The organism is Rehaibacterium terrae, from assembly GCF_014202935.1.
GTDB classification, from domain to species: Bacteria; Pseudomonadota; Gammaproteobacteria; order Xanthomonadales; family Xanthomonadaceae; genus Rehaibacterium; species Rehaibacterium terrae.
The window spans coordinates 140,910-155,150 of record NZ_JACHHX010000004.1; the positions used below are offsets into that span (position 1 = coordinate 140,910).

General features: G+C 69.3%; 12 protein-coding genes, 2 tRNA genes and 1 pseudogene. 4 read left to right on the top strand and 11 right to left on the bottom strand.

The features are described 5' to 3' along the window. Window positions 1-30: 30 nt before the first annotated feature. From ppsR to HNQ58_RS04185, 4 genes are all read left to right on the top strand, one after another. Entirely contained in the window at window positions 31-852 is an 822-nt protein-coding gene (ppsR, locus tag HNQ58_RS04170) for a posphoenolpyruvate synthetase regulatory kinase/phosphorylase PpsR (protein WP_183947602.1), read from the top strand. A 91-nt stretch (window positions 853-943) separates the two neighbouring features. Next, window positions 944-1,438 carry a DUF1249 domain-containing protein gene (locus HNQ58_RS04175; protein WP_183947530.1) on the top strand — a complete coding sequence of 165 codons (495 nt, stop codon included), beginning with the start codon at window positions 944-946 and terminating at the stop codon, window positions 1,436-1,438. Between the two features lie 72 nt (window positions 1,439-1,510). Further along, a tRNA-Ala gene (locus HNQ58_RS04180) sits at window positions 1,511-1,586 on the top strand. A gap of 7 nt (window positions 1,587-1,593) precedes the next feature. Continuing rightward, window positions 1,594-1,669 (top strand) — tRNA-Glu (locus HNQ58_RS04185). Window positions 1,670-2,000: 331 nt separating this feature from the next. Here HNQ58_RS04185 and HNQ58_RS04190 read toward each other — a convergent pair. From HNQ58_RS04190 to HNQ58_RS04235, 11 genes and pseudogenes are all read right to left on the bottom strand, one after another. Next, window positions 2,001-2,237 carry a hypothetical protein gene (locus HNQ58_RS04190; RefSeq protein WP_183947531.1) on the bottom strand — a complete coding sequence of 79 codons (237 nt, stop codon included), beginning with the start codon at window positions 2,235-2,237 and terminating at the stop codon, window positions 2,001-2,003. After that, complete coding sequence (locus tag HNQ58_RS04195) at window positions 2,230-3,105, bottom strand: sterol desaturase family protein (protein WP_183947532.1); 876 nt, start codon at window positions 3,103-3,105, stop codon at window positions 2,230-2,232. Before HNQ58_RS04195 ends, HNQ58_RS04190 begins: the two co-directional genes overlap by 8 nt. 94 nt (window positions 3,106-3,199) lie before the next feature. Continuing rightward, window positions 3,200-3,943, bottom strand: a complete 744-nt coding sequence (locus HNQ58_RS13530; protein WP_183947533.1) for a helix-turn-helix domain-containing protein — start codon at window positions 3,941-3,943, stop codon at window positions 3,200-3,202. Window positions 3,944-3,954: 11 nt separating this feature from the next. Continuing rightward, window positions 3,955-5,301: a heavy metal translocating P-type ATPase gene (locus HNQ58_RS04205; RefSeq protein WP_484573257.1), complete on the bottom strand. Its 1,347-nt coding sequence runs from the start codon at window positions 5,299-5,301 to the stop codon at window positions 3,955-3,957. Window positions 5,302-5,371: 70 nt separating this feature from the next. Continuing rightward, window positions 5,372-5,698: pseudogene (locus tag HNQ58_RS13700) on the bottom strand (P-type ATPase actuator domain-containing protein); the annotation flags it as partial. Window positions 5,699-5,998: 300 nt separating this feature from the next. Continuing rightward, on the bottom strand, window positions 5,999-9,127 hold the full coding sequence (locus HNQ58_RS04210; protein ID WP_183947534.1) for an efflux RND transporter permease subunit: 3,129 nt from the start codon (window positions 9,125-9,127) through the stop codon (window positions 5,999-6,001). Between the two features lie 2 nt (window positions 9,128-9,129). After that, window positions 9,130-10,584: an efflux RND transporter periplasmic adaptor subunit gene (locus HNQ58_RS04215; protein ID WP_183947535.1), complete on the bottom strand. Its 1,455-nt coding sequence runs from the start codon at window positions 10,582-10,584 to the stop codon at window positions 9,130-9,132. Continuing rightward, the gene (locus HNQ58_RS04220) at window positions 10,584-11,864 is read right to left on the bottom strand and encodes a TolC family protein (RefSeq protein ID WP_183947536.1); all 1,281 of its coding nucleotides are present in this window, start codon (window positions 11,862-11,864) and stop codon (window positions 10,584-10,586) included. The genes HNQ58_RS04215 and HNQ58_RS04220 overlap by 1 nt, the downstream gene beginning before the upstream one ends. Before the next feature lie 108 nt (window positions 11,865-11,972). After that, window positions 11,973-12,380: a hypothetical protein gene (locus HNQ58_RS04225; protein ID WP_183947537.1), complete on the bottom strand. Its 408-nt coding sequence runs from the start codon at window positions 12,378-12,380 to the stop codon at window positions 11,973-11,975. Between the two features lie 116 nt (window positions 12,381-12,496). Continuing rightward, window positions 12,497-13,027 carry a DUF411 domain-containing protein gene (locus HNQ58_RS04230; RefSeq protein ID WP_183947538.1) on the bottom strand — a complete coding sequence of 177 codons (531 nt, stop codon included), beginning with the start codon at window positions 13,025-13,027 and terminating at the stop codon, window positions 12,497-12,499. A gap of 16 nt (window positions 13,028-13,043) precedes the next feature. Next, a complete protein-coding gene (locus HNQ58_RS04235; protein WP_183947539.1) occupies window positions 13,044-14,123 on the bottom strand; it encodes a c-type cytochrome in 1,080 nt (359 codons plus the stop codon). Between the last annotated feature and the right edge of the window lie 118 nt (window positions 14,124-14,241).

Genomic DNA, 14,241 nt, shown 5'->3' on the forward strand with positions numbered 1-14,241 from the left:
GGCGGATTGCGCCGCCGCTGCCCTGGAGGAATCAGCCACATGCGCCCGGTTTTCTACGTGTCGGACGGCACCGGCATCACCGCCGAAACCATCGGCCACAGCCTGCTGACGCAGTTCGAGGGTGTGGAGTTCGACACGCGCCGGATCCCCTTCGTCGACTCGCTCGACAAGGCGCGTGCCGCGGCCCGGACCATCCGCGAGGCGGGCGAGCGGGTCGGCAAGCAGCCGATCATCGTCAACACGGTCGTCGACAGCCAGCTGATCGAGGCGCTGGCGGAAAGCGGGGCGCTCATGCTCGACGTCTTCACCCCCTTCATCCAGCCGCTGGAGAAGATCCTCGGGGTCAAACGGCAGCCGCGTGTCGGCCACGCTCACGGCATGGTGGATTTCGCCGCCTATGAACGGCGCATCGACGCCACCAATTACGCACTCAGCCACGACGACGGCATCGACGTGCACTACGACGACGCCGATCTGATCCTGGTCGGCGTGTCACGCTCGGGCAAGACGCCCACCTGCCTGTACATGGCCCTGCACTACGGCGTGCGAGCCGCCAACTATCCGCTGACGCCGGACGATCTGGAGGAAAGCGAACTGCCGAAGCGGCTGCGGCCGCATCGCAAGAAGCTGTTCGGCCTGACCATCGACCCGGTGCGCCTGCAGCAGATCCGCCAGGAGCGCAAGCCAGATTCGCGCTACGCCACGCTCGAACAATGCCGGCGCGAGGTCGCCGCCGCCGAGCGGTTGTTCCGGCAGGAAGGCATCCCCGCGCTGAGCACGACGCACACCTCCATCGAGGAGATCGCCAGCAAGGTGCTGGCATCGCTCGGTATCCACCGCCACATGTTCTGACGGCCGAGTGGGATGCCGATGCCCACCATAACCTGACGGCGGCGTGTCTGCCGCGTTGCGCGCGCGCCGGCTGCTGGCCTAGCATCCGCACATGTCCGCCGTCGCCGACCGCATCGAGCTGCCCCGCCTCAGCCGCTTCGCCTGGTTGATGGGGCTGTACGGCGAGAACCATCTGCGTTTGACGCGCCTGTTCGATCCCGATCGCCTCGAGCGGGGCCGCTATGTGTCCAGCATCGGCGATGGACTCGACCTCCAGCTCGACGTGATCGAACGGCATCCGTACACCGTCGAGCTACGCCTGACCTATGCCTTGCGCGACCCGCTGACCGGACAGCCCGATCCTTCGGCCTATGTCCGTCTCTACCGCGATGCGCGCCAGGCGGAAGTCACGCATTGTTATGTCGGTCGGCACTGGCAAGACGTGCTCGGGCTGCGCCCGTCCTCGCGCCTCATGATCAACCACCGGCTGCGGATGAACGCCTTCCTCAACAAGTGGCTGGAATACCTGGCCGGGCAGGGGCACAGCGTCGGCACACTGGCGGCCGCCGCGCCCGAGGACGATGCGGACCTGCTCGCTTACGCCTGACGGCATGGATCGCACGCGGGGTGCTTGACGAGTTTTTTGACCGCCGCTATGCTGTTCGTCTTTCCAGCGCGTGGGGCCATAGCTCAGCTGGGAGAGCGCTACAATGGCATTGTAGAGGTCGCCGGTTCGATCCCGGCTGGCTCCACCAAAATCCCGTCCCCATCGTCTAGAGGCCTAGGACACCACCCTTTCACGGTGGCGACCGGGGTTCGAATCCCCGTGGGGACGCCATCGCAAGCATGGCGATGGCAATTCGACAAGAACCCGGCTCCGGCCGGGTTTTTTGTTGCCGGTACTCCGGGGTAGGAAATTTCCTACCCCACGACGCGGCATCTTCCCAGGGACGCCAGACATCGCCGCTGGCACGCTTTCCACGCCTCCGGAATGCGGGCGATTTCGGGAGCGGGGACGCCGGCCACGGAGATGGGTCGTGCATTCCCGGGGGCATCTCTCAGCTCCAGCGGGTGGCGACGGCCAGGGAACGGCTGCCGCCACCCGTTTCTGTTTCTCCACGCGCTGCGCGAAGCCCGTGCCGGCGTGGACCGGCGAGAAGACCGGCCTGTCAGGGTCGCGCTCCGCGCCTCGGCGGCCGGGCGGCTTCGACGACGAGCAGCGCGACGAACAGCACCAGACCGAGGGCCGTATGGCCTATCAGCAGATGCTGCAAGCTGCGCTCGCCGAAGAATCCGTCCAACACGATAGCGCCGCCGCCGATGGCGATGAGCATGCGCAGCGCAGTCCGGCGCGTGACGATGGCGATGCCGAGGCGGCGCAGGAGCCGGCGCGCGAACTCAGACATCTGCGGGCTCCCCTTCGCGCAGGCCCGAGCGGGGGCGGAACGGCCACAGCAATTGCCCGGCGTAATCGCGGGGAAAGCTGCGGTCGCGCAGACCGACTTCGCCGGCGGCGATGCCGTTCGGGCGATCGTGGAAACTGCCGAACAGCTTGTCCCACAGCATCCAGAATTCGCCGAAGTTCACCTGTGCGTTCTCGTACTCGCGTTTGTGGTGCCAGCGATGGATCTCGGCGACGCCCAGCACATGGCGAAGCGGGCCGACGGTGTAGTCCAAGTTGGCATGCTGGAAGGCGAGGTGCACAGCGAGCAGGCTCAGCCAGGCGCTGATCGCCAATGGCGGCGCGCCGAGGGCGACCGCGATGGCTATGCCCGGTCCGGCCAGGCAGACCGCACTCAACGGGTGCCGGCGTTCGCCGTTCATCCAGTACAGTCGCTCGGCGCTGTGATGCGGGGCGTGCAGCCGCCACAGCCATTCGACGCGATGACTGAGGCGGTGCATGGCGTACAGGCCGGCGTCCACGATCAGACCGGCGAGCAGTACCTGGCTCCATATCGGCCATCGGGCCGGCCACAGGGCAAGGGCAGGGAGCGTGTCGCGCAGGACGTGCAGCAGACTGGCCGTGGCCCACAGCAGGCCCAGGTTGACGACGAGGTGGATGGCGTCGGTCAGGCCGTCGGTGTGGTCGCGCAGCCAGTCGCGCTGATACGGTTGCCAACGCTCCAGCAGGGCAACGGCCGCGATGCCGATCAGCGTGACCGCAGCCATGCCGGGGCACGGTATTGCGGCGCGTTCGACGAACAGCAGGATCGCGGCGGCGCTGCCGCCAAGCACCAGCGGATAGGCTGTATGACGGATAAGGCTGGCGAGCATGGCGGAGCTGTGGAGTTGACAACACCGCCACTGTGCCGGCGGGCCGGCCCACGCGATTGAACGTAGCGACTGAATGTCCGCACGCGGGATGCGTTCAACGCCGGGCGAGCAGGCTCACGAGGGTCGAAGGCGCGATGCCGAAATGGCGGCGCACGGTACGGGTCAGATGCGCGGCGTCGGCGAAACCGGCGGCATGCGCTGCCTCGGTCAGGCTCCGCCCCGTGGCCGCCAGGCGCAGAGCTCGCTGCAGGCGCAGCCAACGCAGCCACGGCCGCAGCGGCAGGCCGGTCATGCCGCGGAACAGGTGCGCGAAACGGCTCGGCGAAAGCGCCGCTTCGGCCGCCAGCGCGGCCTGCGGCAGATCCAGACGTTCGCGATGGGGGAGGGCGTCGACCAGCGCACGCACGCGCGCGAGCGCCGCGCTGTCACTGTGCGCACGCGGCGGGCACACCGGACAGGCCAGCGCCGACAGCAGCGGCTGCAGGGCGTCGGGGTTGTCATCGGCCGGCCACAGGGCGCGCAGGATGGCGCAGGTGCGCGCGTCGAGGACGCGGAATCCCCGCCGGCAGCCGGCACTCAGCCTACGCCCGGCCTGCGACTCGCGGTCGACGAACAGCAGCCGCAGCCGGCCAGCCGTGGGCAGGAGCACATGGACGACATCGGCGCCGATCAGCAGGCCGGGCGCGCGCACTTCGTCATCGGCAATCCGGATGCCGACCTCGCCGTCCATGCCGACGGCCAACTGCAGGGCGTGGTGGGCGTGCGGCCGGTTGTCGCCGGTCCTGCCTTCGAATGTCGCCCAGCCATTGGCCAGGATCGCCCGGCCGTGCCAAGACACTGTTGTCCGCATCAGATCGACTCCATCGGCGTCCGTCGCAACAACTGGGCATTCAGGGCGACGACGACAGTGCTGGCGGACATCAGCACGGCGCCTACCGCCGGGGCCAGCAGCACGCCCCACGCCGCCAGCGCCCCGGCGGCGAGGGGGATGGCCAGGAGGTTGTAGCCGGCGGCCCACCACAGGTTCTGGATCATCTTGCGGTAGGTCGCGCGACTCAGTGCGATGATCGCAGGGACATCGCGCGGATCGGAACGGACGAGCACGATATCGCCGGCCTCGACGGCGACATCGGTACCAGCGCCGATGGCGATGCCGACGTCCGCGGTCACCAGCGCCGGAGCATCGTTCACGCCGTCGCCGACCATCGCTATCCGCTTGCCCTGGGCCTGCAGTTTCTCGATCACTGCGGCCTTGTCTTCCGGAAGCACTTCGGCAAACACGGTGTCGATCCGGAGTTCGCGGGCGACGCTGTCCGCGACGGCCCGGGCATCGCCCGTCAACATGGCCACTTCGATGCCGGCGGCGTGCAGCCGGCGAATCGCCTCGCGGGACTCCGGTCGCACGGCGTCCGCGATCGCGAACAGCGCGCCGACTTCGCCATCGTCGATGAGGTAGACGACCGTGCGGCCGGCTTCGGCCGCCCGCGCCTCGGCGCTGCGCAACGCACCGGGAACGTCCAGCCGCTTCGCGCGCAGCAGCGCCGGGCCACCGACTTCGACCGTCCGGCCATCGATCACGGCGCTCACGCCGCGACCCGGAATCGCCTGGAACTCCCGTGCGACGGGGAGGTCGAGCTTCCTGTCGGTCGCGCTAAGGTGGAGCGCACGCGCGATCGGATGCTCGGCATCGCGCTCGGCGGCGGCGGCGAGCGCCAGCGCGGCGTCCGCCGCGGAGCCGGCGACGGTGGCGATGTCGACCACCCTGTGTTCCCCCAGTGTCAGCGTGCCGGTTTTGTCGAAGACGACGATATCGAGCCGTCGCGCCTCTTCCAGCCCGCGACGGTCGCGGACCAGCAGCCCGTGGCGGACGCCCAGCGTGGTGGAGATGGCGACGACCAGCGGAACGGCCAGCCCCAATGCGTGCGGGCAGGCGATCACCAGCACCGTGACGACCCGCTCGATGGTGTAGTTCCATGGCGCGCCGAACATGGCCCAGATCAGGGCCGTGATCGTGGCGGCCGCGATCGCCGTATAGGTGAGCAGGCGGGCGGCTCGGTCGGCGAGAGCCTGCGCCCGGGAGCGGGACTGCTGAGCCTGGGCCACCAGACGCATGATCCCGGCCAGTGCGGTGCCTTCGCCGACGCGCGCCACACGCACGCGGAGCGAACCCTGACCGTTGAGCGTGCCGGCGATCACGGCGTCGTCCGCGCGCGACTGGCCGCGACTCGCCGATGATCATCGATTCGTTGACCGTACTCCGGTCCTCGCACACGATGCCGTCGGCCGGAATGCCGGCACCGGGCCGGATCAGCAGCAGATCGCCCGCGCTGAGCGCCGTTACCGGCACATTCTCGCTCTCGCCATCGGCCCTGAGCCGAACCGCTTTGTCGGGCAGCAAGCCGGCGAGCGCCTCGAGCGCGCCTTGCGCCTGGCCGATCGACTGCATCTCGATCCAGTGGCCCAGGAGCATGATCGTCACCAGCGTCGCCAGTCCCCACCACAGGTCGATGCTCAGCGCCCCCAGCGTCACGGCGAGACTGAAGCCGAAGGCGACGCTGATCGCGAGCGCGATCAGCGTCATCATGCCGGGCATGATGGTTGCGCAGCTCCCGAACAGCCCCTTGCAGGAACGGCCAGCCGCCGTAGCAGTAGACCGCGCTGCCGAACAGGGCGGGGAGGTAGGAGGAGCCGGGGAAGACCGGCGCGCGGTAGCCGAACCAGTGCTGGATCATCTCCGACCAGAGCATGGTCGGAACCGTCAGCGCGAGCGCGATCCAGAAGCGATCGCGGAACATCGCCACGCTGTGGCCGGCATGCCGGTCGTGCGCGCCGTCATTCGCCGCATGATGTGAGTGGTCGTGTCGCATGGCGGCCTTGCCTCGTCGATTGCCGATTACCCATTCGCCTGCTCGCTCCGGAATCCGCGCCGCTTGACCAGCAGGTAGATCGCCGGGATGACCAGCAGAATGAGCGCCAGTGAGGACACCATGCCACCGATCATCGGCGCGGCGATGCGGCGCATCACGTCCGAGCCGGTGCCGGTGCCCCACATGATCGGCAGCAGGCCGACGATGATGGTCAGCGCCGTCATCATCTTCGGACGCAGCCGCTCGACCGCGCCGTGGACGATGGCGGCATGCAGGTCCGCCAGCGTCGGCGCGCGGCCATCATCGCGGCAGCGTGCGATCGTGTCGCGCAGCGCATGGTCGAGATAGATCAACATGACCACGCCGGTTTCGGCCGCCACGCCGGCCAGGGCGATGAAGCCGACCGCCACCGCGACGCTCAGGTGGTAGTCGAGCGCCCATATCAGCCAGATGCCGCCGATCAGGGCGAACGGCACCGACAGCATCACGATCAGGGTCTCGGCCAGGCGGCCGAAGTTCATGTACAGCAGCACGAAGATCAGCAGCAGCGTCAACGGCACGAGAACGGCGAGACGAGCCTTGGCGCGCTCCATGTACTCGAACTGGCCGCTCCAGGCGAGGTAATGGCCGGGCTCGAACGTCACCTGTTCCCGCACGGTGCGCTGTGCGTCGGCGACATAGCCGCCGATGTCGCGCCCGCGCATGTCGACGTAGATATAGGTCGAGAGCAGGGCGTTCTCGGTGCGGATCATCGGCGGCCCCTGTTCGATGCGGACCTCGGCGAGCTGGCCGAGCGGTATCAGCCGGTCACCGGCCGCCGGCACCAGCACGAGCCGGGCGATCTTGTCGGGATCGTCGCGCAGCTCGCGCGGGTAGCGGATGATCACGCCGTAGCGTTCGCGCCCTTCGACCGTGGTGGTCACCCGTTCGCCGCCGAGCGCGGTGGCGATGGTTTCCTGCAACGCCCCGACCGGCACGCCATGGCGGGCGAGCGCCAGCCGGTCCGGCTCGATGGTCAGGTAGTAGCCGCCGGTCACGCGCTCGGCGAAGACGCTGGTCGTCCCCGGCACGCTCCGGACTGCCGCCTCAACCTGTCGTGCCAGCCGCTCGATGCCGTCCAGATCGGGGCCGAACACCTTGATGCCGATGGGCGTGCGGATGCCGGTGGAGAGCATGTCGATGCGCGCCTTGATCGGCATCGTCCAGGCGTTGGACAGGCCCGGCAGGCTGACCGCGCGATCGAGCTCCTCGATCAGTCGCTCGGGTGTCATGCCGGGACGCCACTGGTCGCGCGGCTTGAGATTGACGACCGTCTCGAACATCTCCATCGGCGCTGGATCTGTCGCCGTGTTGGCCCGGCCAGCCTTGCCGAACACGCTTTCGACCTCGGGCACCGTGCGGATCAGCCGGTTCTGCAATTGCAGCAGTTCGCCGGCCTTGGTCACCGACAGGCCGGGCAGAGTGACCGGCATGTAGAACAGCGTGCCTTCGTCGAGGGTCGGCATGAACTCGCTGCCGAGCCGCCCGGCCGGCACCAGCGTGAGCGCCAGCGCCGCCAGCGACAGGCCGATCACCGCCCGCGGAAAGCGCAGCACCACGTCGATCAACGGACGATAGGCACGGATCAGCAGCCGGTTCACCGGATTGGCGGATTCGGAAACGACCCGGCCGCGCACGAACAGCAGCATCAGCACCGGCACCAGCGTCACCGACAGCAGCGCGGCGGCGGCCATCGCCAGCGTCTTGGTCCAGGCCAGCGGCGCGAACAGCCGTCCCTCCTGGCCCTCCAGCGCGAACACCGGCAGGAACGACACGGTGATGATCAGCAGGCTGAAGAACAGCGCCGGCCCGACCTCGCGACAGGCATCGAGGATGATCTGGCGGCGCGGTTTGCGGCCGGCGTCGCGCTCCATGTGCTTGTGCGCGTTCTCGACCATGACGATCGCCGCGTCGACCATCGCGCCGATGGCGATCGCGATGCCGCCCAGGCTCATGATGTTGGCGCCGACGCCGAGCCAGCGCATGGCGATGAAGGCCATCAGTACCCCGATCGGCAGCATCAGGATCGCCACCAGCGCGCTGCGCACGTGCAGCAGGAACAGCAGGCAGACCAGTGCGACGACGATGAATTCCTGCACCAGCTTGACGGTGAGGTTGTCGATGGCACGGTGGATCAGAGCGGAGCGGTCGTAAACGGCCTCGATGCGCACGCCCTCGGGCAGGCCGGGCGCGATCTCGTCGAGCCGGCGCTTGACGTTATGGATGACCTCCAGCGCATTAGCGCCGTAGCGCGCGGTGACGATGCCGCCCACCGCCTCGCCCTCGCCGTTGTAGTCGGCCAGGCCACGGCGCTCGTCGGCGACCAGCTCGACGCGGGCCACGTCGCGCACCAGCACCGGCACGCCGCCGACGGCCTTCACCACCAGCAGCTCGATGTCCTCGATGCCGCGCAGGTAGCCGCGCCCGCGGATCATGTACTCGGTCTCGGTCAGCTCGAGGCTGCGTCCGCCCACGTCGATGTTGCTTTCGCGGACGACGCCGGCCACGTCGCCGGCGGTCAGGCCGTAAGCCTGCAGCCGCTGCGGATCGACCGCCACCTGGTACTGGCGGACGAAGCCGCCGACCGTGGCGACCTCGGCCACGCCCTCGGTCGCCGTGAGCTGATAGCGCAGGTACCAGTCCTGGATGGCGCGCAGTTCGTCCAGGTCGTGGCGATCCGAACGCAGCACGTACTGGTAGACCCAGCCTACTGAGGTCGCGTCCGGCCCGAGGCCGGGATTGGCACCGGCGGGCAGGCGGCCGGCGACGCCGCCCAGGTACTCGAGCACGCGCGAGCGCGCCCAGTACAGGTCGGTGCCGTCCTCGAAGATGACGTAGACATAGGAGGCGCCGAAGAACGAAAAGCCGCGCACCGCCTTCGCCTTCGGCACGGCCAGCATGGCGGTGGCGAGCGGGTAGGTGACCTGGTCCTCCACCACCTGCGGTGCCTGGCCGGGCAGTTCGGTGTAGACGATGACCTGGATGTCGGAGAGGTCGGGGATGGCGTCGAGCGGCGTGCGCGACACTGCCCAGATGCCGGCGCCGACGACCAGCACCGTCGCCATCAGCACCAGGAGGACGTGGTTGATCGACCAGACGATGAGACGGTCGAGCATGGTCAGTGCTCCCCGTGGCCGTGCGCATGGTGGTGCGCGGGATGATCTTCGCCATCGCCGCCATCATCGTCATTGTCGTCATCGCCGCTGGCGTCGTGGCCATCGTGGCCTTGATGGCCTTCGTGCGGATCGCGGCCGGATGCCGGCGGGGCAGGGGGCATGCCGTGCCCATCATGCCCGTCATGTCGATCACCGGCAGCGTGGCCCGGCGCAAGACCGGTCACGGCGGCGCGCAGGTTGCTCTCGGCGTCGATCAGGAAGTTGGCCCGCGTCACCACGCGCTCGTCGTGCGCCAAGCCGTCGAGGATCTCGATGCGGCCCTCGGCGCGCCGGCCCGCACGCACCTCGCGCGGTTCGAAGCGGCCACTCCCCCGCGCAACGATCACAAGCTGGCGCAGGCCAGTGTCGAGCACTGCCGAGTCGGGCACCGACAGCGTCGGCGCATCATCGCCGGCCTGCAGCGTCGCGGTGGCGAACATGCCCGGGCGCAGTCGCCCATCGGCGTTATCGACGCGCACGCGCACGCGGGTGGTGCGGGTGTCCTCGTCGAGCACCGGGTAGACGAAGTCGATCCGGCCATCGCGCGGCTGTCCCGGCTCGGCGGCGACTTCGATCGCCACCCCGGCGCCGGGCACGGCGGCGTCCAGATCCTGCTCGAACACGTCGATCATCAACCACAGCTCGGACAGATCGGCGAGTTCGAACAGCCGCTCGCCCGGCATGGTCCGCATGCCCAGGGTGGCCATGCGCTGCAGGACGACGCCATCGACTGGCGCGGGCAACACCAGCGTGCGCCGAACCTCGCCGGTGCGTTCCAGCCGTGCGATCGCCGCGGCCGGGATGTCCCAGTTGCGTAGCCGCTGGCGGGCCGCATCGAGCAGCGCCTCCGCACCGTGCCGCGCGTCCGGGTCGGCCTCAGCGAGACGGCGCCGCGCATCCAGCGCCACCAGGTACTCGCGCTGCGCCGACACCAGTTCGGGGCTGTACACCGCCATCAGCGGCTCGCCGGCGCGCACCCGCTGGCCGACGGCGTTGACGTGCAGCCGCTCGATCCAGCCTTCGAACTTGGTAGTCACCGTCGCCAGCCCCGGTTCGGCCGCTTCGAACCGGCCGACCGCGCGCACGCTGCGTTGCCAGGGGGCGAGAACGGCGGACTCGGTGCGCACGCCGAGGGTCTGGATGCGTTCGGGCGAGATGGCGATGCCGCCCTGCGCCGCGTCGTCTTCCTCGCCCTCGTGGACGGGGATGTAGTCCATGCCCATCGGGTCCTTCTTCGGCACCGGCGAGGTGTCGGGCAGACCCATCGGGTTGCGGTAGTAGAGCACCCGGCGCTCACCCTCCACGCGCGCGGCTTCGGCCGGCGCATGTGCCGGTGCCGAGAGGCGGCCGATGGCCACGCCCAGTGCAAGGGCCAGCGCGGCGGCCAACATCGTCCAGAAAACCATGGCGCGGTGCATCAGGCTTCTCCCAGGAAGTCGAGGAGCTCGGCGAGCCGGCGGCGGTAGTCCGCGTCGGCGGCGAAGCGTTCGTTGCGGGCGCGCTGGAGTTGCAGCGCGGCGTCGATCACGTCGAGGAAGTTCGTCGCGCCCGTGCGATAGGCGGCGAGGCTCGCGGCCAGGGTCAGCTCGGCCTGCACTTCAAGCGTGCCGGCGAACAGCTCGGCACGCGCCCGCGCGCCGCTGGCCGCTGCGTGCGCCTCGCGCAGGCCGGCCAGCGCCCGTGCCACCGCGTCCTCACGCAGGGCATGGGCGGCATCGCGCATGGCCGCACTCTCGGCTTCGTCCGCGCGCCGGCGTGCCTGGCGTAGCGGCAGGTCGAGTTCGAGCATCAGGCCCCATTCGTCGATCCGGCTGCTGCGCTGCATGGCCATCAGCCCGACCCGCAGGTCGGGCCAGCGCTCGCGTCGTACCAGTGCATCGCGGCTGGACGCCGCGCGCTCCAATGCGGCGGCGGCTTCGATCTCAGGCGCACGCTCGACGAGCCGGCGTGCCGCCATGTCGAGTGCCGGCAGCGCTTCGGGCGCTGCGTCATCCGGTGCCAGCAGCGCGCCACCGGCGTGCCGGCCGACCAGGCCGTTCAGGCGCGCCTCGGCCGCATCGATGCGGGCGGCCAGTTCGAGTCGCTCGCCGGCGATGCCGGTCAGCGCCAGTTGCGCACGCAGGACATCGCCCTGCGGCACCAGCCCGGCCGCGTAGCGGGTGCGCGCCACCACTTCGGCGTCGCGCAGGATCGACTCGATGTCGTCGAGCACGCGCAGGCGCGCCAAAGCCTCGACCCAGCCGGCGTGGGCGATGCGGATTTCGCGATGCAGCGCCGAGCGTGTGCGGCGGAAGCCGGCTTCGCTGCGCTCGGCATCGGCGCTCGCGATATCCCGTCGCAGGGCGCGCTTGCCGTGCCAGGGGATGCCCTGCATCAGCGCGTAGCGGGTGCCTCTGACCTGCGCGGGCGACAGCCGCAGGCCACCGCCGACGACATCGTCGAGTTCGATGCGCAGCATCGGATCGTCCAGCGCGCCGGCGCTGTCGATGCGCGCACGCGCGGCGGCGGTTTCGGCGCCAACGCCGGCCAGCAGCGGACTGTGTCGGTCGGCATAGGCGAGCAGCGCGGGCAGGTCGCCGGCCAAGGCATCGCCGGTGGCCGGCAGTGGGGATTGCGCGCGGATTGCCTGCCATGGCATGGCCAACAGGCACAGCGCGAGCAGACCGCGAACGGCGGGAGTGAAAAGGGTGGCAAGCATGGTTCGGCACACACATGGCGTGATGCGGCCAACGGCGGACGCGCGCATGAAGCGATGCGGCGATGCCGTCGGGCGGGGCCGGCCGGAGCCGGCATGACGTGTGTGCCGCTAGATCAGCAGCGAGACGAAAACGGCGAGTCGTCGCTCAATGGGCGGCGAGTCGTCGATGACGGGCGGCGTGCCCGACGGGAGTGCGGTCGCCAGATGCCAGTCGAAGACCGGCAGGCGGGCGGGGGGCAGGGCAGGTACGCCAAGCAGCTTGGCCTGCTGGTTGCTGTCGGTCTCGTGCGCGCAGTGGGCGGCGCACCATGCGTCCATCGCCTGCCGCGTGCCGGCCGCGACACGCTCGCAGTCGGCATGCGTCGCCGCGTCCGCCATCGTTCCGGCGACGGCGCCGGATCGCGACTGCAGCGCCGCCTCCATGCACAGGTGCGCGGCGAACGCGGCCTGGTTGAACACCATGGCCAGCAGCGCCAGGACGGCGATGCGACGGCACAGGACGGTTCGAAGGCTCACGGCGATAATCCTCTCCAGTATCACGCGCAGATTAGGAGGCGAGGCGGTCGATCCGCTTGATCTGCATCAAGTTCGATCCGGATCGGCCGCCCGAGAGACCGTGCATTCACGGCCCCTCAGTGCGCATCACCAGGATGATGCGCGTATTCGCTGATCGAGCCATCTTCGGCGACGAGGTTGACGTTGTAGCTGTGGCGCACGCCGGCCTCCATCCCCGGCGAGCCGAGCGGCATGCCCGGCACGGCGATGCCGCGTGCCGCCGGGCGCTCGGCAAGCAGGCGCTTGATGTCCTCGAAGGGCACATGCCCCTCGACGAAGTAGCCCTCGACCTCGGCGGTATGGCAGGAAGCCTGTGAGGCGGGCACGCCGAGCGCGTGCTTGATCGGGTTCAGATCCTCGGCGTCGCGCAGCTCGACGGCGAAGCCGGCCGCCTCGGCCTGCTCGGCCCAGGCGGTGCAGCAGCCGCACCACGGGGTCTTGTGGACGATCAGCCGTGGCAGCGCCGAGGCCGCCTGGATCGAAGGCGCGGGAGCGGCGACGGCCTCGGGTGCCGCGGCGGTGTCAGTCGCAGGCTCCTGGACGCAGGCCGCGAGACCCAGCGGCAACAAGAGGGCGAGAGTGGGCAGGAGTCGATGCGCAAGGTTCATGTCGAAACTCCTCCGCTCAGTCCGTCAGTGGTCGGTCGGACCAGTGGATATGGACGATACGCCAGTCATCGCCGGTGCGCCGCAGCACGAGGGTTTCGGTGCTGCGCATCCGTACCGGCCCTTTGCGGCCAGCGCCTTCGATCTCAGCCTCGCCGGCCACCCAGGCGATGTCGTCGGCCGCATCGCCGCTTTGACGCAACAGGGTGTAGTGGGCGCTCTTGAGGAAGGACATGTCGCCCCTCATGTGGTGCGAAGCGTACTCCTCGCGCGAGCGTTCCACGCCGCCGCCCTCGAAGATCAGCACATCGGGAGCGAGCAGCGTCTGCACGGTGGCCTCGTCGCCACGCGCGAGCGCGGCACGGAACTCGCGGGCGACGCGCAGCGGCGCCGATTCCGCCGGTGCAGCATGGACATGGCGGCTTCCGTCAGCATGAACGTGAACCGTGCCCTCAGCGGTCGCGGGCGCACCGTGGCCATGCTCTCCGGCATCCTCCTCGCCGTGACCCTCCTCGCCATGATCGTGCTCGCCGTGATCGTGGCCATGTCCGTCGCCGTGGTCGTGATCCTCACCGCCACCATGCGCATGGCCATCGCTCGCCGCAACGATCGTGCGGTAGCCATCGGCATCCATTGCCGGCAGCGCCTGCAGGAAGGCGACCAGATCCCAGATGTACTCGTCGCCCATGCCGTGACCCCAGGCGGGCATGCCCGAGGCCTTGATGCCGTGCTTGACGACCCAGAACGCAGCAGCGGGCGAATCGATCGCGCGCTGCGCCAGGTTCGGCGGGGCAGGGTAGAGGCCACGGCTGAGCTCGGTGCCGTCTAGGCCCGGTCGCAGGTGACAGCCGACGCACATCGCGTCGTAGTTGCCGGCGCCGCGGCGCACGCGTTCGGCATCGTCGAGATCGGTCGGCACCGCAATGCCGGCGGCGCGTCGGGCGATCGAACGCTCGCGCAGGGTGTCGAGCAGGACCGCCACCGGCCGCGTATGCGGCACGTCGGCGGCGACATCGTAGAGACCGGACATCGCAAACGTGGCGACGCCGAGGACGAGCAGCGCCGTGAGCGCGAGCAGGGCGATGAATAGACGTTTCACTGCGTTTTCTCCTGTATCCCGATAGTTACTCAGTTCCCATCGTCATTCCCGCGAAAGCGGGAATCCAGCGACTTCGGAGCGTGCGTGCTGCGGAAATCATTCGCGAGTGCTGATCCGG

Excerpts from the sequence above, each read along its gene's own strand:
- HNQ58_RS04175 (WP_183947530.1), top strand. The coding sequence starts at position 944 with ATGTCCGCCGTCGCCGACCGCATCGAGCTGCCCCGCCTCAGCCGCTTC.
- HNQ58_RS04190 (WP_183947531.1), bottom strand. The coding sequence starts at position 2,237 with ATGTCTGAGTTCGCGCGCCGGCTCCTGCGCCGCCTCGGCATCGCCATC.
- HNQ58_RS04195 (WP_183947532.1), bottom strand. The coding sequence starts at position 3,105 with ATGCTCGCCAGCCTTATCCGTCATACAGCCTATCCGCTGGTGCTTGGC.
- HNQ58_RS04210 (WP_183947534.1), bottom strand. The coding sequence starts at position 9,127 with ATGCTCGACCGTCTCATCGTCTGGTCGATCAACCACGTCCTCCTGGTG.
- HNQ58_RS04215 (WP_183947535.1), bottom strand. The coding sequence starts at position 10,584 with ATGCACCGCGCCATGGTTTTCTGGACGATGTTGGCCGCCGCGCTGGCC.
- HNQ58_RS04220 (WP_183947536.1), bottom strand. The coding sequence starts at position 11,864 with ATGCTTGCCACCCTTTTCACTCCCGCCGTTCGCGGTCTGCTCGCGCTG.
- HNQ58_RS04230 (WP_183947538.1), bottom strand. The coding sequence starts at position 13,027 with ATGAACCTTGCGCATCGACTCCTGCCCACTCTCGCCCTCTTGTTGCCG.